The organism is Halobacillus amylolyticus (assembly GCF_022921115.1).
GTDB classification, from domain to species: domain Bacteria; phylum Bacillota; class Bacilli; order Bacillales; family Halobacillaceae; genus Halobacillus_A; species Halobacillus_A amylolyticus.
Window position 1 is genome coordinate 3751908 of the sequence record NZ_CP095075.1, and the last position, 23309, is coordinate 3775216.

General features: G+C 41.8%; 25 protein-coding genes and 1 riboswitch. Of the genes, 17 read left to right on the forward strand and 8 right to left on the reverse strand.

Annotated elements, in window-relative coordinates:
• Positions 1-388: 388 nt before the first annotated feature.
• On the reverse strand, positions 389-1321 hold the full coding sequence (locus tag MUO15_RS18875; protein ID WP_245031750.1) for an LCP family glycopolymer transferase: 933 nt from the start codon (positions 1319-1321) through the stop codon (positions 389-391).
• Positions 1322-1527: 206 nt separating this feature from the next.
• Between MUO15_RS18875 and MUO15_RS18880 the strand changes: the two genes are divergently transcribed.
• Entirely contained in the window at positions 1528-1902 is a 375-nt protein-coding gene (locus tag MUO15_RS18880) for a hypothetical protein (protein WP_245031752.1), read from the forward strand.
• A 142-nt stretch (positions 1903-2044) separates the two neighbouring features.
• A riboswitch (cobalamin riboswitch) is annotated at positions 2045-2231 on the forward strand.
• Positions 2232-2367: 136 nt separating this feature from the next.
• Positions 2368-2841 carry an acyl-CoA thioesterase gene (locus MUO15_RS18885; RefSeq protein WP_245031754.1) on the forward strand — a complete coding sequence of 158 codons (474 nt, stop codon included), beginning with the start codon at positions 2368-2370 and terminating at the stop codon, positions 2839-2841.
• An 87-nt stretch (positions 2842-2928) separates the two neighbouring features.
• On the opposite strand, the gene MUO15_RS18890 is transcribed toward MUO15_RS18885, so the two are convergent.
• A complete protein-coding gene (locus tag MUO15_RS18890) occupies positions 2929-3654 on the reverse strand; it encodes a DsbA family oxidoreductase (RefSeq protein ID WP_245031755.1) in 726 nt (241 codons plus the stop codon).
• 323 nt (positions 3655-3977) lie between these two features.
• Between MUO15_RS18890 and MUO15_RS18895 the strand changes: the two genes are divergently transcribed.
• Complete coding sequence (locus MUO15_RS18895) at positions 3978-7088, forward strand: FN3 associated domain-containing protein (protein ID WP_245031756.1); 3111 nt, start codon at positions 3978-3980, stop codon at positions 7086-7088.
• Positions 7089-7163: 75 nt separating this feature from the next.
• Here MUO15_RS18895 and MUO15_RS18900 read toward each other — a convergent pair whose 3' ends face one another.
• Entirely contained in the window at positions 7164-8015 is an 852-nt protein-coding gene (locus tag MUO15_RS18900; protein ID WP_245031757.1) for a MurR/RpiR family transcriptional regulator, read from the reverse strand.
• A gap of 312 nt (positions 8016-8327) precedes the next feature.
• On the opposite strand from MUO15_RS18900, the gene MUO15_RS18905 reads away from it, so the two are divergent.
• The 5 genes from MUO15_RS18905 to MUO15_RS18925 all read left to right on the forward strand — a co-directional run bounded on the left by MUO15_RS18905 (position 8328) and on the right by MUO15_RS18925 (position 12588).
• Positions 8328-9206, forward strand: coding sequence for an N-acetylglucosamine kinase (locus MUO15_RS18905; protein ID WP_245031759.1), 879 nt, complete (start codon positions 8328-8330; stop codon positions 9204-9206).
• A 41-nt stretch (positions 9207-9247) separates the two neighbouring features.
• Positions 9248-10156 (forward strand): N-acetylmuramic acid 6-phosphate etherase, encoded by a 909-nt coding sequence (murQ, locus tag MUO15_RS18910; protein ID WP_245031762.1) that lies wholly within the window; start codon positions 9248-9250, stop codon positions 10154-10156.
• Positions 10157-10402: 246 nt separating this feature from the next.
• Positions 10403-10588 (forward strand): hypothetical protein, encoded by a 186-nt coding sequence (locus tag MUO15_RS18915; protein ID WP_245031763.1) that lies wholly within the window; start codon positions 10403-10405, stop codon positions 10586-10588.
• Positions 10589-10625: 37 nt separating this feature from the next.
• Entirely contained in the window at positions 10626-10910 is a 285-nt protein-coding gene (locus MUO15_RS18920) for a DUF4212 domain-containing protein (protein ID WP_318036238.1), read from the forward strand.
• A 16-nt stretch (positions 10911-10926) separates the two neighbouring features.
• A complete protein-coding gene (locus tag MUO15_RS18925) occupies positions 10927-12588 on the forward strand; it encodes a sodium:solute symporter family protein (RefSeq protein WP_245031765.1) in 1662 nt (553 codons plus the stop codon).
• Between the two features lie 25 nt (positions 12589-12613).
• Here the strand turns inward: MUO15_RS18925 and MUO15_RS18930 are convergent, their stop codons facing one another.
• Positions 12614-13177 (reverse strand): transposase, encoded by a 564-nt coding sequence (locus tag MUO15_RS18930; protein WP_245031766.1) that lies wholly within the window; start codon positions 13175-13177, stop codon positions 12614-12616.
• A 211-nt stretch (positions 13178-13388) separates the two neighbouring features.
• Between MUO15_RS18930 and MUO15_RS18935 the strand changes: the two genes are divergently transcribed.
• Positions 13389-14285, forward strand: a complete 897-nt coding sequence (locus MUO15_RS18935) for an AEC family transporter (protein ID WP_245031767.1) — start codon at positions 13389-13391, stop codon at positions 14283-14285.
• A gap of 533 nt (positions 14286-14818) precedes the next feature.
• On the opposite strand, the gene MUO15_RS18940 is transcribed toward MUO15_RS18935, so the two are convergent.
• From MUO15_RS18940 to MUO15_RS18955, 4 genes are all read right to left on the reverse strand, one after another.
• Positions 14819-15190 carry a hypothetical protein gene (locus tag MUO15_RS18940; RefSeq protein WP_245031768.1) on the reverse strand — a complete coding sequence of 124 codons (372 nt, stop codon included), beginning with the start codon at positions 15188-15190 and terminating at the stop codon, positions 14819-14821.
• Positions 15191-15388: 198 nt separating this feature from the next.
• Positions 15389-16297, reverse strand: coding sequence for a homoserine kinase (thrB, locus tag MUO15_RS18945; RefSeq protein ID WP_245031769.1), 909 nt, complete (start codon positions 16295-16297; stop codon positions 15389-15391).
• Positions 16294-17349 (reverse strand): threonine synthase, encoded by a 1056-nt coding sequence (gene thrC, locus MUO15_RS18950; protein WP_245031777.1) that lies wholly within the window; start codon positions 17347-17349, stop codon positions 16294-16296. Before thrC ends, thrB begins: the two co-directional genes overlap by 4 nt.
• Position 17350: 1 nt before the next feature.
• A complete protein-coding gene (locus tag MUO15_RS18955; RefSeq protein ID WP_245031779.1) occupies positions 17351-18646 on the reverse strand; it encodes a homoserine dehydrogenase in 1296 nt (431 codons plus the stop codon).
• A gap of 291 nt (positions 18647-18937) precedes the next feature.
• On the opposite strand from MUO15_RS18955, the gene MUO15_RS18960 reads away from it, so the two are divergent.
• The 8 genes from MUO15_RS18960 to MUO15_RS18995 all read left to right on the forward strand — a co-directional run bounded on the left by MUO15_RS18960 (position 18938) and on the right by MUO15_RS18995 (position 23205).
• Entirely contained in the window at positions 18938-19171 is a 234-nt protein-coding gene (locus tag MUO15_RS18960) for a hypothetical protein (RefSeq protein WP_245031781.1), read from the forward strand.
• Positions 19172-19532: 361 nt separating this feature from the next.
• Positions 19533-19988: an IDEAL domain-containing protein gene (locus MUO15_RS18965; protein ID WP_245031783.1), complete on the forward strand. Its 456-nt coding sequence runs from the start codon at positions 19533-19535 to the stop codon at positions 19986-19988.
• A 301-nt stretch (positions 19989-20289) separates the two neighbouring features.
• Positions 20290-20421: an anti-repressor SinI family protein gene (locus tag MUO15_RS18970; protein WP_245031785.1), complete on the forward strand. Its 132-nt coding sequence runs from the start codon at positions 20290-20292 to the stop codon at positions 20419-20421.
• A gap of 93 nt (positions 20422-20514) precedes the next feature.
• Positions 20515-21732 (forward strand): helix-turn-helix domain-containing protein, encoded by a 1218-nt coding sequence (locus MUO15_RS18975; protein WP_245031787.1) that lies wholly within the window; start codon positions 20515-20517, stop codon positions 21730-21732.
• Between the two features lie 439 nt (positions 21733-22171).
• The gene (locus tag MUO15_RS18980) at positions 22172-22393 is read left to right on the forward strand and encodes a helix-turn-helix domain-containing protein (RefSeq protein WP_245031789.1); all 222 of its coding nucleotides are present in this window, start codon (positions 22172-22174) and stop codon (positions 22391-22393) included.
• A 15-nt stretch (positions 22394-22408) separates the two neighbouring features.
• Positions 22409-22531: a DNA-binding anti-repressor SinI gene (gene sinI, locus MUO15_RS18985; RefSeq protein ID WP_245031791.1), complete on the forward strand. Its 123-nt coding sequence runs from the start codon at positions 22409-22411 to the stop codon at positions 22529-22531.
• Between the two features lie 72 nt (positions 22532-22603).
• Positions 22604-22822 carry a hypothetical protein gene (locus MUO15_RS18990; protein WP_245031793.1) on the forward strand — a complete coding sequence of 73 codons (219 nt, stop codon included), beginning with the start codon at positions 22604-22606 and terminating at the stop codon, positions 22820-22822.
• Positions 22819-23205: a hypothetical protein gene (locus MUO15_RS18995; protein ID WP_245031795.1), complete on the forward strand. Its 387-nt coding sequence runs from the start codon at positions 22819-22821 to the stop codon at positions 23203-23205. The genes MUO15_RS18990 and MUO15_RS18995 overlap by 4 nt, the downstream gene beginning before the upstream one ends.
• The last annotated feature ends 104 nt before the right edge of the window (positions 23206-23309 follow it).

Consider the following 23309-nt stretch of genomic DNA (forward strand, 5'->3'; position numbering starts at 1 on the left):
AATGACAATAGGGGAAAAATGACTTTTCATTCCCTGGCTGGTTGAATGGAACACTCATTATTAAAGAGCTGGGTATTTAGCGCTGTCTCTGGTTTTGTAAAACAAAAACACCGTTTCCTTTTGTAGGTAGACGGTGTTCTCGTTGATCATTAAGTGATAAGACACTTCTCTATTGATAAATTTGACATGTGGCCACATCGTCTGGAAGCACTTAACTGCTCAGAGGTTATAGGCTTGTCACGGCCACTGAATGTGGGCAAGCCTATCTTAGGACACTCCCCCAACCGGGATAAGAAGTTCGGGGTGCATAGGGCATGCCGGTTTCAACCGAACGTGCACTTCCGAACTTAAGTGTCTCCCCACTTCCTGGGCATTTTACTCTTTTGTTCTATGAGCCGAAGTTAACGATCATATCATGGGTTTTTTGAACTTCCTGCTCAGGCATTTCAATCAAATACATTCCTGAGCTTGTAATGGCATTACCTGACATTTGATAGGTGGAAACGTTTTTACGTGCACTGCTATAATTCATTGCCAGGCGGCGCATATCGCTAAACTCCATGTTTGTTTTCATATTAGTACCTAACACACCCATGACTTCATCAATCTGACTGAGCATATTCAGGCTAGCCCCTTTTTCAATGATACCTTGAATGACCTGTCGCTGCCGCTCATTACGACCCAAGTCTCCCTCGGGATCCTCTTTACGCATCCGTACATAAGAGAGGGCTTGTTCGCCCGAAAGTTGTAGTTGACCTTTCGGGAACTGAAAACCGTCTTGAGTAAACGCCATATCATTATTTACTGTGACACCATCCACGGCATTTACGAGTTGTGCCAATCCCTCCATGTTCATGGTTACATAATAATCGATATTGATATCGAGAAAGTTCTCGACCGTTTTAACCGCCATGTCACTTCCGCCGTATGCATAGGCATGATTAATTCGAGTAATGCGCCCATCCCCGGCAATTTCTACTTTTGTATCCCTGGGGATGCTTACGAGCTGCATTTGATCGTTATTAGGATCAAGCGTCATGACAATCATTGTGTCAGACCGACCTTGGTCGTTCTCGCGTTCATCTACACCGAGCAATAAGATGTTGATTGGTTCATTACTGTCTAATTTCTTATCTGTTACAGCTGTGTCTATGGAGGGTACATTTTCGTGCAATTTATGATTGACGGTATTTTTGACGTTATTGAAGATCGTGAATGCATAGACCCCTCCGCCTATGAGCAGGAATGCGATGACGAGCAGCGCAATTTTCCACCACCGGCCCTTCTTCCTCTCCTTTTTCTTCGTTTCTTTACGTCCCATAATTCACCTCGATTATGTAAAATACATGAACTATTTATCTATTATACTGTTAATGGTGATTATTGTAAAAGTCATTATCAGAAACTTATAAATAATTGAAAAGAGTATAATTTAATGTTCATAGGCGATATGAAGGTGGAATATGCTACTATGAACTATAGTCTTTTAATAAGTTGGTTGAGGAAAGAAGAAATAGGTGGTATGGAATGAGAGAAATGATTCAGTTGTTGGCAGAGATTGTAAATATGTTTCACGATTTATTTTTAAACCTCTCCGAATCCTTAGGCTGGAATCTTTCTGATAAAGAGCTTCACTTTTGGATTATTGGGTTACTTGGCATCATAGGGCTAATTTTTGTAGATATAGTATTTCATGCACTTGCTAAATGGAGCGTAACGGCAATATCGTTTTTCTTTACACTTTCCATGGTGCTTGTATTCGTTCTCGCTGTTGAGATTCAGCAAAAAATAACAGGGAGAGGTGCCATGGAATTTAATGATGCAGCTGTAAGTGTGTTAGGATTTCTAGCTTTTTGCACGGTTTACTTCATTGTCAAAATGATAGTGAAATGGGTTCGCTGACTAAAAATTACACATACAAACAACCATATTCTTCCACCTCAGGTCATCCAATATCTGGATGACCTGAGGTGGAAGAATATGGAGTGATGTTTGACTTTAGGGTTGTTCTCGTAGATAGTTATAGTAGGGGAGTAATCCTCGATAATTTAACAGGCTTTATGGTGGCTTCGTTTCGAAGCTGAAAAGGGAAGATTGGTGTAATTCCAACGCGGTCCCGCCACTGTGAAGAGGAAGCTTTTCAATTTCCACTGTTTCGCTATTAATGAAATGGGAAGGAGGAGGAGCTGTTGATTCTGAGCCAGGAGACCTGCCATAAAGAAGAACATGTTTTTCCTACGGGAGATAGGAGGGTGTTACGTGATGAGATTTCAGTTTTTCTAGCTGTGCCATTTTTTGAATTCTCATAGATCAGTAAACATCTTCTTTAGTGAAGGTGTATTTTTTTGTGTAGAGAGGGAGAGGAACATGGCTAATGCTATACCAGTACAAGCTTCAAAAATGATGCAGACCCGGCTAGTGCTTCCGCCAGACACTAATCATTTGGATACCATTTTTGGCGGGAAGGTACTTGCTTATATTGATGAAATTGCTGCTTTGACAGCAATGAAACACTCGAACTGTGTTGTTGTAACAGCGTCGATAGATTCGGTAGATTTTCTATCATCTGCGAAGGTTGGGAATGCTTTGACACTTGAAGCGTGTGTTACATATACAGGGAGTTCTTCAATGGAAGTGTATGTAAAAGTGTTTGCTGACGACTTGCTTCAAGGGGAAAAAGTAATGACGACAGAATCGTTTCTTACAATGGTAGCTGTCGATTCAAATGGGAGGCCGACTCCGGTTCCCCAAGTTATACCTGAAACAGAAGAAGAGGTGAGACTGTACGAAACAGCTCCAGCGAGAAAAGAACACCGTAAAAACCGCTCCACCTTGAGGTAATTACAGAAAATTCCACCCCAGGTCATCCAAATTATGGATGACCTGGGGTGGAAGGATTTAGAAAAGAAGGAAACACCACGCTTCCTCTTAGTTGTTGTTATTTGGGGTTTCACAGCTTTCGTCTGTGCAAGCTGCATCCTTACCATCTGGAGTTAGGCTTTGGATGGAGGGTGTTTCTTTTTCTTCATCGATTACTTTTTGCAAGCTTTCCACAAAAATCTCTTTAGGCTGAGCGCCTGAGATCGCATACTTGCGGTTGATGACGAAGAAAGGTACACCTTGGACTCCGATCTCCACTCCTTCAGCTTCCTCCGCACGCACAACCTCACCATATTGTTCGCTCGCTAGTACCTCTTTTGCCTCATCGCCATTTAAACCAACTTCTTGAGCAAGTTCAAGCAATGTTTCGTGGTCTCCTGCATCCTTTGATTCAGTGAGGACAGCACGAAAGAACCGTTCTGCTGCTTCTTTCCCCAGTCCTTTCGTCTCGGCAAATTTCGCCAAACGATGAGCGTCAAAGGTATTGGTAGGAACTGTTGTATCAAGGTTATAAGTCAGTCCAACGCTGGCTGCTTGCTGTTCCATATTTCTATTCATTTCTTGTGCTTCTTCTATACTTTTGCCATACTTTGCAGCAAGCTTCTCGACGTTTGAGATTCCTGTGTTTTTCTGTGCCTGCGGATCAAGTTCAAAGCTCTTATAGACGACTTCTGTTTGATCACCGTCTGTTACTTGGTTAAGTGCCTCTTCAAGTCGACGCTTTCCGATATAGCAAAAAGGGCAGACAAAATCTGACCAAACTTCTATTTTCATATTTATCACCTCATTGTTATTCTCTCACATTTATTATTTTACGGGCCTAGTCTTTGAAATGCCATTAATCTGATTGTACCTTGCTCAAAGGAAAGGTATCGAAGCGAGTTAAACATTATCAGATTAGGGGAAGAATTCCACCTCAGGTCATCCATTTTCTGGATGACCTGAGGTGGAATGGTTCTAGTGGTCAGACGTCTTATGTTGTGTATTTTGATGCAATTTGTAATTTTTACATGAAAAGGATAGATATGATCAGATTATCTTTTTTATACTTGGGGAAGATTGATAGATTTATACAACACTATTTTAGGAGGAATTGAATGAGATTCAAAAAGACGGTCGTCACAGGGTTAGCAGCTGTATTGGCGTTAAGTCCATTTTCAAGCGGGCTCCCTCAAAGTCATGCGGCCGAAGTGCCAAGTGATTTATTTTTCTCGGAATACATAGAGGGCAGCAGTTATAACAAAGCAATTGAACTTTACAATGGCACAGATGGTGAGGTGAATTTGTCTGGCTATACGATTGAGATGTATGCGAATGGCTCATTAGAACCAACGGGTACTTTCGATCTATCCGGGACACTTGCCAGTGGAGAAGTTTTTGTTGCGGCTAACAGTCGTGCGAATGAAGAGATTTTAGCGAGTGCGGATGCGACCAATAATTCAGCGATTAATTTTAATGGAAACGATCCTATTGTATTGAAAAAAGATGGGGCAGTCGTAGATTCTATTGGCCAAATTGGCAGTGAGGAATCATTTGCTGGTGACGTTACGCTCGTTCGCAAAGAGTCTGTGACCGCTGGCGATACGAACACGGAAGACACGTTCGATACGACAAAAGAATGGGATAGCTATGCTAAAGATACAACTGAGTATCTGGGAAGCTACCAAATGACGGACGTACCTCCGGTTGAACTGCAATCGATTGCAGAGGCCCGGGCAAGTGAACCTGGATCAACCGTTAAAGTTCAAGGTGTGGCGACAGCAGCTTTTAACACAGGAGGGCAGACCAACCTGTACATTCAGGATGAAACAGGCGGCATCATCGTACGGGCCCCTGGGCTGTCTGCTGAAGTGGGAGATGTGGTGAGCGCAACAGGAGAGTTCTCCGCTTATTACGGCATGCAGCAGATTTTGGCCTCTACAGCCAATGTTGATGTTGTGACACCAGATGCAGGTGTGCCTACTCCTGAAAAAGTGACGTCCCAGCAATTTTCCCAAGATAACGGAGAAGCGATTGAAGGAGAATTTGTTCAAGTCGGAGAGGTTGAAGTCCTTTCCAAAAATAGTTACGGAGATTTTACCGTTCAGGATGAATCTGGAACGTTTACCATTACACCAAACGATGAGAATGCTTTAGAAGTTGGAAAAACGTATGAGCAAATCTCTGGTGTCGTTAACTATAGCTTTAATGAATATAAGCTTGTTCCGCGGAACGATCGTGATATCGTTGAAGAGGTTTTCGCTGTTCAAGCGAATCCCACCTCAGGTTCCCTTGTGATAGGTGAAAAAGTGGAGCTTTATACTGCGCAGCCAAATGGGACGATCCACTATACGACAGATGGGTCTGAACCCAATGGAAGCAGCGAAGAGTACACAGAACCGATCGCAATCGAGCAGGATACAACGCTTAAAGCAGTGGTCGTTAAGGAAAGCGGTGAAGTAAGCCCAGTAGCTAGCTTCGATTATACTGTGTTGAAACCTTTTGATGATGTTGATATTCATGACATTCAAGGGGCGAGCCATACATCTCCATATGAAGGAAATGTTGTGGAAGATGTGGAAGGTGTCGTCACAAAACTTGATGGCACGAACGGCTTTTACATGCAGAGCTTACAGCCGGATGACAATGTAGCTACATCTGAAGGGATTTATGTGTACGATCGGTCAGGGACAGTAAAAGTGGGCGACCATGTTGAAGTAGCCGGTGAAGTGACAGAGTGGCGTGAAGAAGGTTACTACGATGCAGAGGATTTATTGACAACACAAATTAGTGCATCAGAAGTGAACGTTCTAGCGGATGGAATCGAACTTCCGGACCCGATTGTGTTGGGCGTTGACCGCCAGCAGCCAACGGAAGTGATTGAAAATGATGGGATGGAGTCTTTCGATGCCAAAGAGGATGGCTTGGACTTTTACGAAAGTCTTGAAGGGATGTTGATTGGGATTGAAGATGCCACGGTTGCTGCCCCTGTAAAATATGAGGAACTTGCGGTGTATGGTAAGGCAAGTGAGGATCAAAAGTTTACGCGTGCAGAGGGTTTGTTGATTACACCTGACGATTATAATCCTGAGCGTTTGTTGATCGATGTTGATGGTCTTGGGATCGATGCTGTAACGGGGGATTATTTTAATGAAATGATCACAGGTGTTGTCAGCTATGATTACAGTAACTTTAAGATTCGTCCGACGGGTGAGTTTCCCGACCTGATGGATGGGGGAACGGAGCGTGAAGTGACGGAGCTTGAGAGTTCGAACCAAAAGCTGACCGTCGCAAGTTATAATGTTGAGAATTTTTCAGCTGCGAGTGATCCGGAGAAAGCCGCTCGTTTAGGCGAGGCTCTTGTTAAGAATTTGAATGGTCCTGATATTGTCGGGTTGACGGAGGTTCAAGACAACAATGGTCCGACAGATGATGGGACAGTTGCTGCGGATGAGAGCTATCAAGCGGTGATTAAGGCGATTGAAGCGGCAGGTGGACCAAGTTATAAGTTTGCTAGTATTGCACCGGTTGATAAAATGGATGGCGGCCAGCCGGGTGGAAACATTCGTGTCGGCTTCCTTTACAATCCTGAGCGAGTGTCGTTGACGGATAAGCCGAAGGGCGATGCGGTGACGGCTGTTGAAGTGAACAAGGACGGTTTGACGTTGAACCCAGGTCGCGTTGCCCCTATGGATGATGCCTTTAATGATTCTCGTAAGCCATTGGCTGCTGAATTCAAGTTTAATGGTGAAAAAGTGATCGTTATCGTGAACCATTTTAATTCAAAAGGTGGCGATGGGGCATTGTTTGGAGCGGAACATCCAGTTGTACTTGGAAGTGAAGCACAACGTGTCCAGCAAGCCGAAGTGGTCAATGATTTTGTTGAAGAAATTGATGAAGAAGTGAAGCGGGAGAATGTTGTCGTGCTTGGTGATTTGAATGATTTTACTTTCTCAGATCCAGTGCAAACACTCGCGGGCGATGATTTAACGAATATGATAGAGGAACTTCCGACTGAGGATCGTTATTCCTATATTTATCAAGGAAATTCTCAGGTGCTCGATCATATTCTTGTGAGTGACCACTTGAAAAAAGATACGAAAATTGATGCGGTTCACATCAATGCCGACTTTTCTGAAGCAAGTGGACGTGCAAGTGACCATGATCCAATTCTAGCCCAGATTCATGTAAAAAAAGGAAAAGGAACACACCCCGATTTCCATAAATAATAATTCCTTAATTAACCACCTCAGGTCATCCAGATTTTGGATGACCTGAGGTGGTATTTTTTTCAGTATCCTTCTCTACTTCTGCTCATCGATGGCGGCTCTGGAGCTGTCGAGTGATTGGATGACTTCATCATAGTAGCTGGATACATAACTCATAAATAGGATGTCTATAACGTGAAGCTGGGCTAGTCTTGACGATGTGGCAGCACTGCGAATCATCGCCTCCTGGGTTGATGACGTGTAAAGAGGGATGTCAGCAAGCTGTGAGATGGCAGAGGAGCCATATTTGGTAATACTGATGGTCTTCATCCCATTTTTCTTAGCGAGGCGAATAAATTGAACCGCTTCTTTCGTTTCTCCGGAAAACGACACAACGATGGCCACATCATTCTCCCTTGCATTGGATAACGTTGTATAGGACATATGTGGGTCCTGTAAATAGAAGGCGTACCGGCCTGCCCGTAAGAACTTCTGCTGGCCATCAGCGGCCACAAGTCCTGAAGCACCGATACCAAACAAGTGGAGTGAACTCGCTTCATGAATGTCCTGAACCGCTCGTTCTACATCTTCCCGTCTAAGCATTTCCTCGGTTTCTTTCAAAATTTGAACACCATTATGCGTCATTTGCTCAATAATATGGTGAATCGATTCGCCTTTATCAATGTCACGATATTCTGAAGAGGATGGCTTTTGGACATCCCCGGCAATCCTCATTTTTAATTCTTGAAACCCCTTTAAATCCAGTGATTTACACAAGCGAATGACGGCTGCAGAGCTTGTCTCACTTTGCTCGGCAAGTTCCTTTACAGTCATCGTTATGACAGGTTGTGGTGAGGATAAAATATATTTAGCAATCTTTTGTTCTGAAGTCGGCAGGGTATTTTCTATACTTTTTAACATGGCTAAGCCGCCAGATATGTACGACATGACGATTCGATTCCTCCTCTGTACGATACGGTCGAACTTTCATTATAAATTAAAAATGAATGAAAAACGGAATGGTAAGGCTTCAGCAAGTAATATATTGGTGAAAGACGCGAAAAACAATCGGGTGTAAAACGCTTACATTACAAGATAAGTATATGCTATAATGAAATTAAATTTCAATTATAATTTATAATAATTAAAATTATATACTAAGCAGGGGGGCGTTTCGATCATGAATGAGATCTACAACTCAGGACTTTATCAGAGGTCACTGATGTTTAAAAGTGAAAACCAGCATGGGGAAGATCAACCATGATTATTGGTATAGATGCAGGTGGAACGTCCACGAAGGGAGCACTCATTAATGAACGAGAAGATGTCCTATTCACCTTTGAATCTGGGTACGGCAATCCTCTAATGAATGAGCACAAGGCCTTTCAACATATTGAAAATGTGGTAAGTGCCTGTACACAAGCCTCCGAAGAGCCCATTGATCATATTGTTATCGGTATGGCAGGCTATGAAACATTTAAAAATAAAATGGTTATTCCAGATTCTTGGCGGTCGTCTCAAAAAATCATTTTGATTAGCGACGCAGAGTTGGCTTATGAAGCAGGTTTGCCTGCTCAGGAAGGGATACTTACTATTGCTGGTACGGGATCCATTCACGTAGGAAAGAAAAATGAGCGGCTTTTTATCAGGGGCGGGTGGGGACACTTGCTTGGGGATGAAGGAGGGGGTTACGATCTGGGCCGATCTGCGGTTCAACGGGTGGCGTATACCCTTGAAATGGACTTGAAACGTTCGGCCTTTTGCCAAAAGATCTTGACCTATATGGGCGTTACGGATGTTAACGGCATCAAGGCATGGTTCTATTCGCAGGATAAATCTGGGGTGGGTGAGCTTGCTTTACTCGTTGAGCGGCTTGCTAATGAGGGGAATCAGGAGGCTTTGGGGTTGCTTGAGGAAAATGCTTGTGAGCTTGCCGTGCAAGTGCAGCAGCTATATAGGAGGATGCAGCTTGATGAGAAGGCGAAGCTTGTGATGGCCGGGAGTGTGCTGATAGGAAGTGAACGTTTTCAGTCCTATTTTACTAGAAATCTCACCTGTACTTTTCGTGAAGTGAAGCGGCTTGATCGTCCGGCTTATATGGGGGCGTTTTCAATTGCTAGAAAAAAAGAGAAATGGTAGTTCAGTGGTTCGTCAATTTTGAATAAGAGAGGGATCAGTCTATGAATATAAGGGAAATTTCTACGGAACGAAGAAATCCAAACACATTGACGATTGACCATGCGAGTAGTTTGGAAATCGTTCAGTTAATGAACAAGGAGGATAGCCGGGTCCCTGAGACCATTGAAAAAATTCTACCGCAGATTGCATCGGCAATTGATGGCATTACGGAACGGATGACACTTGGCGGGCGCTTGATTTATGTAGGGGCAGGTACGAGCGGCCGTCTTGGGATTCTGGATGCATCTGAGTGTCCTCCTACATTTAGTACTGATCCTGAAGATGTTCAAGCGCTCATTGCAGGCGGGGAAGCAGCGATTACAAGTTCCTTTGAAGGTGCGGAGGATGATGAGGAAAAGGGAGGTGCTGATTTACAAGAAAGAGGGATTAGAAGTCAAGATGTGGTTGTCGGAATTGCGGCGAGCGGCCGTACACCCTATACGATTGGTGCTATGAGAGCGGCGAAAGAAAAGGGAGCCCTTGTTATTGCGCTCGTCTGCTCACAGGAATCGGAAATGGCGGGGGTTGCAGATCGGGCGCTGGTGGCTGAGGTTGGGGCTGAGGTCATCACAGGTTCGACGCGCCTAAAGGCAGGAACAGCACAAAAATTGATTTTAAATATGTTATCGACAGGTACCATGATCCAACAAGGGAAAGTGTACAGCAATTTAATGGTCGACGTGCAGCCAACTAACGAGAAATTACAAATGCGTTCCAAGCACATTATTATGGAAGCAACGGGTGTGGTCGAGGAAGAAGCGGCAGAGGCACTTGTTGAATATAGAGCCGTTAAGCCAGCGATCCTATCTTTGCTGACCCCTCTTAAAGGTGATCACGTTCATGTCGCTCTTGCTAAACATAACGGGCACATAGGAAAAGCAATCCAAGCCCAGCAAAAAACAGAGAAATAAAGGTGGCTTCCAAAAATACCAAAAACCCCCACCTCAGGTCATCCATAATTTGGATGACCTGAGGTGGGGGTTTTTGGTATTTAATAACTAGGTCTTTTTACATGATTGACATTTTTCTCTCTTTTTAAGTAATATTATACATATAATTCAACATATTCAGATAATTATGATAAATAAAGAGGGCTAGTCATATCCTCTTATTATTTTGCGTAAAATGATAACGTTTACAAAATAGGGGGACTAGTCATGATACCAGTAATCATACTCTCATTAATTACCGTTGTTTCTGTTGTTCTTGCGTTAAGAAGAAAGAAAGTGATCTTTATGCTTGTTCCATTATTAGGTCTTTTTGGATTTGCTTTTGTAAAAGTGTTGATGGTTCCTATGCCGTTCTGGGAAACGGTTCGCTTTATTTTTAATTTGCAAGGATGACTTTTTTCTTAGGAAGGGAGGTGAAGAAGTGAGGAAAATGGATCCAGCAAAGGCAGAGGCTTATTTTAAATATAGAACGACGATGATTGTCATTTACTTAACGATTGGCTTTTTCGCATCTTATCTTGTTGTATTTTTTGCCAAGGGGCTTTCTTCCATTACCGTAATGGGTATTCCTTTTCATTACTATATGGGAGCTCAAGGTGCAGTGGTCATTTTTATTATTTTACTTTTTGTAAATGCAGTGATTAGTGACAAAATCGATAAAAAATTCGGCTTCGATCCAAAGTTTGTAGATAGCACGAATCAAACAGTCGATTAATGGGGGGGAAATTATTGTGGATGGACAGTTTACTGTATCACTTATCCTCATAGTCGCTACCTTTTCCCTATATATAGGGATTGCGATCTTTAATAGAGCACGTGCCACATCAGACTTTTACGTGGCTGGTCGCGGAGTTCCACCTGTTTTTAATGGGATGGCTATTGGTGCTGACTGGATGAGTGCAGCTTCTTTTATCGGTATGGCCGGTACCGTTATGGCACTCGGTTATGATGGACTTGCTTATATTATGGGATGGACAGGAGGTTACTTGCTGCTAACCTTCTTATTAGCCCCACAGCTTAGGAAATATGGACGTTATACAGTTCCGGAATTTATTGGGGACAGGTATCGGAGCAATACGGCACGGCTTATTGCTGCAATTGCGACGATTATTATTAGTTTTACGTACTCTGTTGGGCAGTTATCAGGCTCAGGTGTTGTTATTGGACGCCTGCTTGAAGTGAACACAGCGACAGGTACAATGATCGGGGTCGTGCTCATTGCCTTTTATTCTGCAATGGGTGGGATGAAGGGGATTACATGGACACAGGTGGCCCAATATCTCGTTCTTATTGTTGCTTATTTAATTCCAGTTATTTTCATGTCTTTACAGCTTACACAAAATCCTGCACCTTGGCTCTCTTATGGTCAAATTATTCAAGAATTACAGGTGCTTGATCAGCAGCTTGGCATCACCGAATATGTCGTTCCTTTTACGGAAGCGACAAAATGGCAGTTTCTTGCGTTAATGTTCACATTGATGGCCGGTACAGCAGGGCTTCCTCACGTTATTGTCCGATTTTATACTGTTGCAACAATGAAAGCAGCACGTTGGAGTGGGGCATGGGCGCTTCTCTTTATTGGTTTGCTTTATTTATCAGCTCCAGCTTATGCAGCTTTTTCAAGGTTCATCCTAATGACAGAAGTGGCGGGATCTTCATTAACCAGCCTGCCAGCTTGGACACAAGCCTGGATTGATACAGGAGAGTTATCTTTAGCTGATTCTAATGGTGATGGTATTTTGCAATGGACGGAAATCATGATCAGTAATGATATTGTCGTTATGGCTACACCTGAAATTGCTAATCTGGGCGTATTTATTATTGGCTTAATGGCTGCTGGCGCGATGGCTGCAGCACTATCAACGGCTGGTGGATTAATGATTGCGATCTCAGCAGCACTATCACACGATATTTATTTCCGAAGCATTAACCCTAACGCTAGTGAAAAGAAACGACTCGCTGTAGGCAGGTGGTCGATCGTTCTTGCTACCGTTTTTGCAGGGTTGATCGCATTAAACCCACCGGGAGCCATCACACAAATTGTGGCTTGGGCCTTTGCTTTAGCATCAGGATCCTTTTTCCCTGCTTTGTTCCTCGGTGTTTGGTGGAAACGGGCGAATGGACCGGGTGTCATAGCTGGAATGATCGTTGGTTTAACAGTTACGCTTAGCTATATTTTCGCTGCCAAGTATGGAGGGTTTACGATCTTAGGGATCATCGATACGGGAGCAGGTGTATTTGGCGCCACAGCAGCTATTCTAACAAATATCATAGTGTCATTATCTACTGCACCGCCAACACAAGAAGCACAGGATGAAGTAACCGACCTAAGATATCCAGAACAAGTTCAGTATAAAAATGGCGAAGTTTGGCTTAAAGAAGAACAAAAGTAATAGAGGGAAAACCTTCCACCTCAGGTCATCCAATTTCTGGATGACCTGAGGTGGTTTTTATTGGTAATTTTACAAACGAGTCATATTCCTCTTTGTCTTTAAAGTAGGAGAGGAGTGTTGAGGTGGTAATAAGTGTGCTGGGTGGTCGTTTTGAAAGGTAGAGAGGATAACTGCTCCATGGATATTCTTCAGGGGAAGAGGCGATATTGGCACGACAGGGGTTCAAGTGAATATAACGACTGACTTGAAGCATGGCATTGATGTCACCTTGAAGTTCCGCCTTATATGGTCCTTGAAAGAGGTGGCCTACGAAATCATATTTTTTGTTAAAATACATGGCATATTTGGAATGAAGTTCTTTCATGAAAATTCCTGGAGGGTGGTCGATCGTCTCAATTAGCAGGTGAACATGATTTGTCATGAGGCAGTATGCATGAAGATGAAAGGGGTAGCTTTGCTTATTTTGGGCAAGGAGCTCAAGGTAATAATAGCGGTCGCTTGGATCGTAGAATATATCGGCTTTTCGGTTTCCTCTCGAAGTAATGTGGTAACTGGCATGGGGAAACCATACACGTTTGGGATTAGCCATAACAACATCCTCTTTAGTTTTTTGGAGACCTTAACTTATATTCGACTCCCTTCACAAAAATCCTGCAAAAAACATGAAAAGGATAAATATGCCACCTCAGGTCATCCAATTTCTGGATGACCTGAGGTGGCATATTATGTATAACGACTGATTTTTTGATAAACTAATAGAGTTCGTTTATTGTTTGAATTTATTTTTTGGAGGATTGCTTATGACAATATTCTTCCAGGTCGTCCTGCCAGTTGTGCTAGTTTTTCTAGCGGGATTTGTCCTGCAAAAGTTCATGCGGCTAGAAATTAAATCCCTATCAACGGTAGTTTTATACATCATGCTTCCGTGTCTCGTATTTGAGACTTTTTACCAGGCGGAGTTTAACAACGAGTATATTATGATGTTAGTGTTTTCGATATTATTACTATTTAGTATTCTGTTGATTAATAAGGTTGTAGCCAAAGTGGCGAAACTCGATACCTCGGTAGAAAGCGGCATGATTTTATCGACGGCCTTCATGAATGCGGGGAATTATGGTGCACCTATTGTACTGTTTGCCTTTGGAGAAGCGGGATTCGTCTACTCTGTATCCTTCATGGTGTTGCAGCAAATCGTAATGAATTTTTTTGGGGTATATTATGCAGCAAAAGGAGCGGCAGGGGTGCGGATGGCGATCTCTACGGTACTGAAGATGCCACCAACTTATGCAGTTATTATTGCATTAATCATCAAATTTTCACCGATTACTATTCCAGAAAATTTGATGTCAAGCGTGTCGCTTGTAGGGGATGCAACGATCCCAACTGTGATGATTTTGTTAGGAATGCAGCTTGCTAATATTACGGTGAAAAACTTAGATTGGGTCAAAATATCTTATGCGGCTACACTAAGGCTAGCAGCTTCGCCCTTAATCGCCTGGGGATTGACGGTCTTGCTTCCAATGAGTGATTTAATGGCAAATGTGCTGATTATTTCAGCTGCGATGCCTTCAGCGGCAACAACGACGATGTATGCTGTGCAGTTTGATTCTAAACCTGATCTCGTCTCAAGTATTACGTTAATCACCACCATTATTAGTGTTGTCACCATCCCTGTAGCACTGAACATCTTGACGTAAGAGTTAAATTACCAAAAACCCCCACCTCAGGTCATCCATAAATTGGATGACCTGAGGTGGGGTATTTTTACTTTTTCTCTTCTTTTTTGCTTTTGAAAAACATGTATAGGTTTGTACAGACTAGTGCGATTGATAACACAGCGGAGAATGTTGAGAGTTCTAGAGCTGTAAAGTAGCCGATTATTAAATAGACGATAAAAAAAGCTGCGAACAATAAATAAAACAATGGGATCTTCCTTTCTTTGTTATTTAAAAGATAACATAAGAATTGAGGCTTTATCCACAAAAGCTTGTCCCCCACCCTTCTCTCGTTCCGTATAATTCTCGCTATAAACTTTCGTCAAAAACTTCCACCTCAGGTCATCCAGATTTTGGATGACCTGAGGTGGAAGGAAAAGGAAAAGGTACACAAAAATAGGCTTCGTACCTTCATCCATCGTCGAGAGGGCGCTCATAAAGAGAAACACGTCCTAATGATTTGAAAATAGGGACGTGTTTCTCTTTATGAGCATCTAGCATGTGTGGGGCATGCCTCATTTCTCAATGGTAATGTTTATTTTACTCAGGCCCAGTGCTCTAGCTGCTTTAATCATTCTCGCCGCTTCCTGCTCGGCATCTTGAATGGAAATGTTATTTCTTGAGATATTTAGTGTCGTGCCATCGAAAAGTGGTACAGGCTCATGCACTTTTTCTTCAGGTGAGAAGGTAGGGGGGTGTGGTAATTCTGTGACGATATCGTGTTTGCTGCGATTGACTCGGCCACGAATTTTACGGCCGTGATAAACGACGCTCGCATAAGGACAACCTGTATTCTGAGCTATTTCGCGATAGTTTTTGTCGGTTTCTTCGATTAGTCGTTTTACTTCGCTTAAGTCGTAGTCATATTGTTTGCTTTTTTTTGCCATAGTCGTATAACTCCTTTTTAAATTCTCTCATTCTATTGTATCCAATTAATCACCATTTTTATAGTATAATTTCTCGAATTTTTTACACATCATCAAACATTTTTCAAAAAAATTCGATCATTAGTATGAAATATAATTCAACTATTTAATGATTTAATAGAATGAAATTATTTTATACAAAAAAGACCAGTGAAATGATCACTGGCCTAGACGTACGGCTGTTCTTAATCCAATTGTATCTATCGTTAAAAATTCTACTCTATGTTTTTGCAGCTGGTCTAAAATAATGGCTTTTTGATCAGTATTCAGCCCTTGAAATAAGCCGATCATTGTAGGACCAGCACCGCTAATGTAACTCCCAAGCGCCCCATGGTCTTCCAGAATCTTAGAAACCGTTGGAAAGTCGGGAATGAGTTCAGATCGAAAAGGTTGATGCCATTGATCACGCTTCATCATCTTACCGACCATGTCCCAATTTTGTTCCGCTAGAGCGGCCACTAATACGTTTGCTGTTCCACTAGCGAGAACGGCAGATTTGTAGTCCATACTCTCAGGTAAGACGGCACGCGCTTTTTCTGTTTCCACATGATAGCTTGGAATAACAGTAACCCATGACAGATTGTCCATCCCTCTCGTAAAACGAACATAATCAAGATCGTCTCCATTATAACTTGACACCATGATTCCACCGAAGATAGCCGGTGCAACATTATCTGGATGGCCTTCAATGCTACAGCCTATTTTCAGTTTGTCATGATTACTCAATTGCAAGTCGAGGATCTGATTCGCAAGCTCAATCCCAGCCACGACTGCTGTTGAAGAGCTGCCGAGCCCTCTTGAGATCGGAACGTCGTTCGTCATTGTGACGTGATAGGGCGGCAGATATTCGATGGCGTATTGATAAGCAGTGAATAGGGCGGATTTATAAATAAGATTTGTTTCCCCACTCGGGATAAAGGGCTGATCCCCTTTTGCAACGGAGAAGTGCCATTGGTCAGCTGGCTGACATTCAAGGGTGACATATTTGGATAATGCGACACCAATGGAATCGAATCCAGGTCCAAGGTTTGCCGACGTGGCAGGGACTCGGATGGTGATCGCCTTCATGAGTGGACACCTGTGATGGCATCTGCAAATTGCTTGATGTCGTTTTCGATGAGCGTTGGTTTGATTTGGCTCGTATCAATCGCTGTTACGGGGTCTTTCAAGCCGTTTCCTGTCAGGACGTGCACGACACTTGCCCCTTTAGGAATCGTGCCATCGTTCACTTTCTTGATCGTTCCAGCTAAGGAAGCACAGGAGGCTGGCTCTGCAAATACACCTTCTGTACGAGCAAGCCATTGGTAGGCCTCAATAATTTCCTCGTCTGTGACTTCGTTAATGCTGCCATTTGATTCATTGGCTGCTGCAACAGCGGGCTGCCAGCTGGCTGGGTTCCCGATTCTGATGGCAGTTGCGATGGTTTCTGGATTTTCAACGACTTGATCCCTTACGATGGCAGCTGATCCGCTTGCCTCAAATCCAATCATTTTCGGCAGCTGATGGTGATGTCGTTCATGGTACTCTTTGAAACCGCGCCAATACGCTGTAATGTTCCCCGCATTACCTACAGGGATGGAAAGGAAGTCTGGTGCTTTTCCTAACGTGTCACACACTTCAAAGGCAGCCGTTTTTTGCCCTTCAATTCGATAAGGATTTACCGAGTTCACAAGGGTAATTGGTTCCTTTTCTGCAATTTCCCGGACCATTTTCAATGCCTGGTCAAAGTTCCCTTTAATTGCGAAAATTTCAGCCCCATACATAACGGCCTGGGCGAGCTTACCTTCCGCAATCTTTCCATCAGGGATGACGACGATACAGCGCAGTCCGGCACGAGCAGCAAAGGCGGCAGCGGAGGCTGACGTATTCCCTGTTGAGGCACAGATTACGGCCTTTGATCCTTCTTCGATCGCCTTAGCCATCGCAAGAACCATTCCTCTGTCTTTAAATGAACCAGTCGGATTGGCTCCTTCGATTTTTACATAGGCTTCGATACCAAGCTCCTTTGATATCGTTGGAATCGGGAGGAGGGGGGTGTTCCCCTCATATAAAGTTAAGCTTGGAGTTCGTTCATTAATTGGTAATAAGTCTGGATAGCGATGCAGTAATCCTTTCCACATGTCATTCCCCTCCTTCTACTCGAAAAACGCTGTCAATTGAACGGATCGTTGGCAGTGCTTCAAGTTCATTGTAGGCTTTGTCAAAATCTTCTTCGCTCACCTGGTGTGTAACCATCATGAGCTCACGTTCGTCATTGTGATCAGCCTGTCGTTGAATAATTTGGTCAAAAGATATGCCGTATTGGGCGAAAATTTTCGTCAGTTCCATAAGCATTCCAGGTTGATCCATGACATGCAGGCGCAGATACTTTTTCGTGAGCTGGTCTTTTCTCGTCTTGATATGTTTTGGAAACTGGGGCTGAACGTAGGCAGAACCGGAAGTGCCTAATCGTAAATTTTTGATGACGGCAATTAGATCAGACACGACAGCCGTTGCTGTAGGGAGCTTCCCAGCACCAGGGCCGTAAAACATCGTTTCTCCTACTGCGTCCCCGTATACATAAACCGCATTGTATTCGTTATGAACAGAGGAAAGTGGGTGCCCGACTGGCAGCAAGGCAGGTTCAACACTAACGGAGGCACCTGTCTCATTATGATCAGCAATCCCTATAAGCTTAATAGAATACCCTAGCTGATTGGCATATTTAATATCAGATAAAGACAATCCGCGAATTCCTTTCACGGCAACGTCTTCCAAATTAAACGGCATCGAGAAGCCCAAAATCGATAGAATCGTCATTTTACGAGCCGCATCCAAGCCATCAATATCAGCGGATGGATCCGCTTCAGCAAAGCCTAAGTCCTGTGCTTCCTTCAGTACCGTATCAAAGTCAACGCCTTCCCTTGTCATTTTAGTCAAAATGTAGTTGGTTGTACCGTTTACAATGCCCATCATTTTACTGATGCGGTCTGACGATAACCCATCTAAAATCGGACGGATAATTGGGGTTCCGCCAGCGACACTTGCTTCATAGTATAAATCACAGCTATTTCTTTGACTTGTTTCGAAAAGTTGAGCCCCGTGTTGGGCAATCAAATCTTTATTGGCTGTTACAATATGTTTTCCTTTTTCCATAGCTTCCAATAATATCGTTAACGTGTGATCAATTCCTCCCATCACTTCGATGACAACATCAATTTCTGGATCTTCCGTAATATCCTGATAGCGATCCGTTAATTGAGTGGTACTTGTAGGAAGATTGCGAGATTTAGATACGTTATGAACGAGAACGGTCTTAATGGTTACATGACACCCCGTTTTGTGTTGAATACTTTCTTTATGATCGTTAAGAATTTCAATAACACCACTTCCGACTGTGCCTAAACCTAATAATCCCACTGTGATGGTATTCGTCATTTGTCACACTCCTGTCCACTTGAAATAAACATATTACTACGTGTAATGGACATTGTAACGGAAAGTGTTTCTCTTCACAAGGATGAATTGCTCTGTTTTTAAAAATGAAAGATAATTTTGTTTGTTATCCGACATAAACTTTGCAGAAATTGTAGAATAAAGACGAACGATAATAGTTGTCAAAAATTTACTAAAGATTATAATTATTTTTATAATCAATATTACCCATCATGGAATGTGGTGGAATAAGAAAAAAGTACACGAAGGTAATTTGAAAAGGAGAAGAATCTTATGAAAGAAATGATTTATCAAGCTTTTACCAACATGAAGGATTATGAGACAGTAGTTCTTCAAATCATTTCAGATATGGGCATAATAGGAAAAAAGGAGGACTTTATGGTGGAAGGATTACAAGCCATACATAAATATAAAAAGCTTCACCCCGAATATGAATACACAACCAACTATCAAATATATTTAGTTGTTCAAGATCACTTCCGTTCGCTTTTGGTCCGCCATGATTAAAAAACCCATTATAGGAAGATATACAACAGTTCAATTTAAGAGGATGTTCAAAAAGTCATCGAATGATAAACGGCGAATTTCTTCGTTGCTTGGTTTTTCTGGTCCTCACGTATGGAAGGCATACGGCTTGCGGTCCTCAAAACTTTCGCGCCTCGAACTTCTTGTTTCTCATTCATCAACTTTTTGAACAGACACTTTAGGAAAATTTTTGTTTTACATGCCAGAAAATGAGGAACAAACACGTATAGGTCATTTTTTGCAGCAAAATTGAAGGCGTTTTCATTAAATCCTTTCATTTTCTTAACAAATCAGCGATAATAGAGTAAAATACTGAATATTCTGATTCAAAGGGGTGGGTGATATGCTAAACGTTAAAATGTTAAAGCCATATTATGTAAAAGAAGATAAGCGGTTTATTCGAATTGTTTTAGCCTACCAGTATTTTTCCCTGTTTATTGATGAGGAATTGTATCAATTTATTCCTAAAGAGTCGCGAGAGATTATTATTGACCGAAAACGTAAGCGCGTTCATAATGTATTTGATATTTTTGTATTTCAGCGTGGGAAACGTATTGTCTATGTATCCGTGGCGGATTTATTAGAGCTTCCAGATTTTCTGACCCATCTGCACTCGATCACTTCACCATACTATCAAGAGGATGTGGAGGATATTATTGAGGAAAACCAAGATATCTCAGTCATTATCGAGGAACTTGAGAAAAGTAACCTGCAGCGTTTAATTGATCAGTCATTGGATACTCGTGATCAAGAGGCTTTTACGATTCTGACAGAGACATTACATGAGGAGTACAGCTAGTTTCCAGTAGTTAAAAAGCGCTATCCAGTATAGCGCTTTTTTCTATTGAAAAATGACGATTGGTGTAAGAATTATGGGGATGTTCACTATTCATTGATATTCGAGGATATTTTACAATGTTTTTATTTCTGAAGATTAAAATAATATTAGGAAATTGAAAATTTTATGAGCAATGTACAAAACATATGTAGTCAAAAAAGCTATAATAAATATAGTCTTACAGGATATGGGAGTGCGGACAAGTTATAGAAAAATACATAAAAAACATAACTGTCCGCAAAAATTTAGGGGAGGTTCACCGATGATGGGTACGTTGCCTGAAACTAGAACGCTAGATGCGGAATGGGTTTCATTGATGGAAGAGGCAAAGGCAATGGGGCTGAGTAAAGAACAAGTTGAAGCATTTATTCAACAAGCAGAAAAAGAAAAGTAAGCCAGCATAGCATCGGCTGCATGAATTTCATGCAGCCGATGCTTTTTACTTGTGTATAATAAAAGGAGTTTAGACGATTGGGAGTGATTGAATGTGAAAAAGAATGAACATGAATTATTCCATTTGCTGTATGATTGCTCTTATGCATTGAATACGCCAATAGTAGTGTTTAATCATAGCGAAAAAATGATTCGGCACTTCCCTGATCGATTTAACCGCCCCCCGGAAGTATTTAGAGAGAGATTTTATAAATGTCTGCGAGATAGTAAAAGCTCACCATTTAAGTTACATTTTTACTCCAATATTTATTATCAAAATTTTTTCTTCTATCCTATAAGGGATCGTGAAGGAAATTTTACATACGTTGGGATTGGGCCTTTTTTGACGGAAAGCATGGGACAGCAAAGAGTAAAAAAACTGCTCGTCTTAAATGAAATGGATTTCTCCTGGGAAGAGGAGATGGTTCAATATTTCAGCCGTTTACCTGTCGTCAGTTTGAAGCAACTTTCTTCTATTGAACGTATTTTAACTACGATTCTTCCAGATGAAAAAGAATCTAATGCTGTCAATTCGAACATCCCAACAAATGAAGTTCCTGATTATGAGGAATTTAAAAGTCACTACCAAAAGCCGGAAAAAACCCGTCATCCCCTAGAGCTAAGTAATCAATTTTTAAATTTATTCAGACAAGGAGACATACGAGCTTTAAAAGAATATAGGGCTTTTAAAGCTAATCCGGCCTTGTCATTAGGCAACGGGGATGCTCTTCGATCAGAAAAAAACCATTTAATCACTCTTATTTCCGAGTTAACAAGAATGACAATAGACGAAGGTGTGTTAAAAGACGAAGTATATTCATTAAGTGACTTCTATATAAACTTTTTAGAAACTCAAACATCTACAGAATCACTATCAGACCTTGAAATGAATATTGTCCAATCCTTTCTCAGCCGTTTGCAAAAACGAAGCCAGACGAGTTCAATCTCACCACTAGTGGATCGTGCCAAACGTTATATATTTCAGAACTTAACAGAGCCTATAACTTTAAGAGAAATCGCACAAGAATTGAATGTTCATCCGAATTATCTATCGGGAGTTTTTGCAAAGGAAATGAAATCGTCGATCACTCAATTTATTAATCAGCAACGTATAAAAGAAGCCAAAGAACTGTTAACGATGACTCATTACTCGTTAATGGAAATCAGCATTCTACTCGGTTATAACAGTCAAAGTTACTTTACAAGAGTATTTAAAAAACAAGAAGGAATCAGCCCAAAAGATTTCCGAAACAAACTCCAAAAATTCGAATAGCCCCGTAATCAATGTAAAAACCTGCCACCTCAGGTCATCCATATTATGGATGACCTGAGGTGGCAGGTTTTGCTAGTTTATCTACGGGTGGTTTGTTCATTAAAGAGAATGTAAATTTAAGAAATCATTAGATATTTAAAGAAAGACGTACAATAATGTTCTTTTTAAAGAAAATAAGTCGATTTTGATGTTTTTCATTTCCATTGTAACCAGCTATACTCAAATTAATCATTCTTTATAAAGAACAAAACTTCCTTATTACGAAGATGATCACCTAAACTGGCATTGATGGGAATGGTTACTTTGAGTAACTCAAAGAGATAAATTCATTCAGTAATAGAATTAAACGTCCATTACAACTGAACGAGAAAGAAGAAAAGTGTCTGTCTGTAAACGAAAAACGAGATATTTCGGGGAGGAAGCGGGGGGCTATAAACAAGTGACAACCATTGGAGAACGCATACGGTTTTTACGTCTTGAGCAAGGGTATTCGATTAATCAGTTTGCCTCAATGTCAGACGTATCGAAGTCCTATATTAGCAATATCGAGCGGGGCATTCAGAAGAACCCCTCACTTATCGTAATGAAAAAGCTTGCAACTACACTCAATGTCCCACTTGAGGACTTATTATTATCCTTAAGTCAGACACATAATAAATGAGAGAAGGTATTAAATATGGCCGAAACTAAAGTACATGAACAGCTTGATCATGAATGGATTAAGCTGATGGAAGAAGCCAAACACCTTGGACTCAGCATCGAAGAGGTTAAACATTTCATATTGGGAGAACGGGCTTAAATTTATGGGCCACTTCTGGTTGCACTTAAAAAAAGTCTTGCAGGATGGGCTGTACGAAAAGAGGTGGAGGAAATGAGGGAGAAGTATAAATTCACAAGGCAAGCGGCTTATCCGAACAGATCGGGAATGGCAGTGCCACCCTTCCTAACAGTAGAAAACGTGATTTGTGACTTAACACCAGTGGTGGAACAATTTTCACAAATCATGGTTAAGTCAAACAATCATATTTGGAGTCAATCGGGGCAATTATTCTCTATCAACCAAACGGGAAAAGAGCGGCACGACCCATGAGAGCCATAAGAGGGGATGAGTCTCCACTGTCCTATTTACAAGCAGCAGTCTGCTATCATGAATTACACCAATATAGCTATAATAAAAATCCCCAGTGGGGTCCTCAAAGAATTCTCGACGATCGTTATATCGAGCAGGTCACACAAATGGGTTTATGGCCGTTTATAACAATTATTCGAAGCTTAGATCCTATCTTCTTCTATGATTCACTTCACCATCCTGTCGTTATCTTTTATACGTATAAAAGTTTTGGGGAAGAGAGCCTTCAGAAACACATCCATCGATTTGATTTCGAAGGCTATGGAATGAAGATGAATGAACGAAGCATTGCGGTGAATAATAAACTGCCGTTTCTATGGAATCGGCTGGGTTTTAATGAGTAACGCGGGCTTGCTTGTAGGCCTGCTTTTTTACTGCAAACTAAATTCTTCATTACATACTTCGTCCATGATTCAGAAATCCTGTTGCAGTAGGGGGCAGTTAAGAT

What these genes read in the sequence shown, in the direction of transcription:
- thrB (WP_245031769.1), bottom strand. Translation starts at nt 16,297, where the DNA reads ATGAAGGCGATCACCATCCGAGTCCCTGCCACGTCGGCAAACCTTGGA.
- MUO15_RS18960 (WP_245031781.1), top strand. Translation starts at nt 18,938, where the DNA reads ATGAAAGAAATGATTTATCAAGCTTTTACCAACATGAAGGATTATGAG.
- MUO15_RS18890 (WP_245031755.1), bottom strand. Translation starts at nt 3,654, where the DNA reads ATGAAAATAGAAGTTTGGTCAGATTTTGTCTGCCCTTTTTGCTATATC.
- MUO15_RS18965 (WP_245031783.1), top strand. Translation starts at nt 19,533, where the DNA reads ATGCTAAACGTTAAAATGTTAAAGCCATATTATGTAAAAGAAGATAAG.
- MUO15_RS18900 (WP_245031757.1), bottom strand. Translation starts at nt 8,015, where the DNA reads ATGTCGTACATATCTGGCGGCTTAGCCATGTTAAAAAGTATAGAAAAT.
- MUO15_RS18875 (WP_245031750.1), bottom strand. Translation starts at nt 1,321, where the DNA reads ATGGGACGTAAAGAAACGAAGAAAAAGGAGAGGAAGAAGGGCCGGTGG.
- MUO15_RS18915 (WP_245031763.1), top strand. Translation starts at nt 10,403, where the DNA reads ATGATACCAGTAATCATACTCTCATTAATTACCGTTGTTTCTGTTGTT.
- MUO15_RS18955 (WP_245031779.1), bottom strand. Translation starts at nt 18,646, where the DNA reads ATGACGAATACCATCACAGTGGGATTATTAGGTTTAGGCACAGTCGGA.
- murQ (WP_245031762.1), top strand. Translation starts at nt 9,248, where the DNA reads ATGAATATAAGGGAAATTTCTACGGAACGAAGAAATCCAAACACATTG.
- MUO15_RS18935 (WP_245031767.1), top strand. Translation starts at nt 13,389, where the DNA reads ATGACAATATTCTTCCAGGTCGTCCTGCCAGTTGTGCTAGTTTTTCTA.
- thrC (WP_245031777.1), bottom strand. Translation starts at nt 17,349, where the DNA reads ATGTGGAAAGGATTACTGCATCGCTATCCAGACTTATTACCAATTAAT.
- sinI (WP_245031791.1), top strand. Translation starts at nt 22,409, where the DNA reads ATGGCCGAAACTAAAGTACATGAACAGCTTGATCATGAATGGATTAAG.
- MUO15_RS18970 (WP_245031785.1), top strand. Translation starts at nt 20,290, where the DNA reads ATGATGGGTACGTTGCCTGAAACTAGAACGCTAGATGCGGAATGGGTT.
- MUO15_RS18995 (WP_245031795.1), top strand. Translation starts at nt 22,819, where the DNA reads ATGAGAGCCATAAGAGGGGATGAGTCTCCACTGTCCTATTTACAAGCA.
- MUO15_RS18990 (WP_245031793.1), top strand. Translation starts at nt 22,604, where the DNA reads ATGAGGGAGAAGTATAAATTCACAAGGCAAGCGGCTTATCCGAACAGA.
- MUO15_RS18895 (WP_245031756.1), top strand. Translation starts at nt 3,978, where the DNA reads ATGAGATTCAAAAAGACGGTCGTCACAGGGTTAGCAGCTGTATTGGCG.
- MUO15_RS18940 (WP_245031768.1), bottom strand. Translation starts at nt 15,190, where the DNA reads ATGGCAAAAAAAAGCAAACAATATGACTACGACTTAAGCGAAGTAAAA.
- MUO15_RS18920 (WP_318036238.1), top strand. Translation starts at nt 10,626, where the DNA reads ATGGATCCAGCAAAGGCAGAGGCTTATTTTAAATATAGAACGACGATG.
- MUO15_RS18880 (WP_245031752.1), top strand. Translation starts at nt 1,528, where the DNA reads ATGAGAGAAATGATTCAGTTGTTGGCAGAGATTGTAAATATGTTTCAC.
- MUO15_RS18905 (WP_245031759.1), top strand. Translation starts at nt 8,328, where the DNA reads ATGATTATTGGTATAGATGCAGGTGGAACGTCCACGAAGGGAGCACTC.
- MUO15_RS18885 (WP_245031754.1), top strand. Translation starts at nt 2,368, where the DNA reads ATGGCTAATGCTATACCAGTACAAGCTTCAAAAATGATGCAGACCCGG.
- MUO15_RS18930 (WP_245031766.1), bottom strand. Translation starts at nt 13,177, where the DNA reads ATGGCTAATCCCAAACGTGTATGGTTTCCCCATGCCAGTTACCACATT.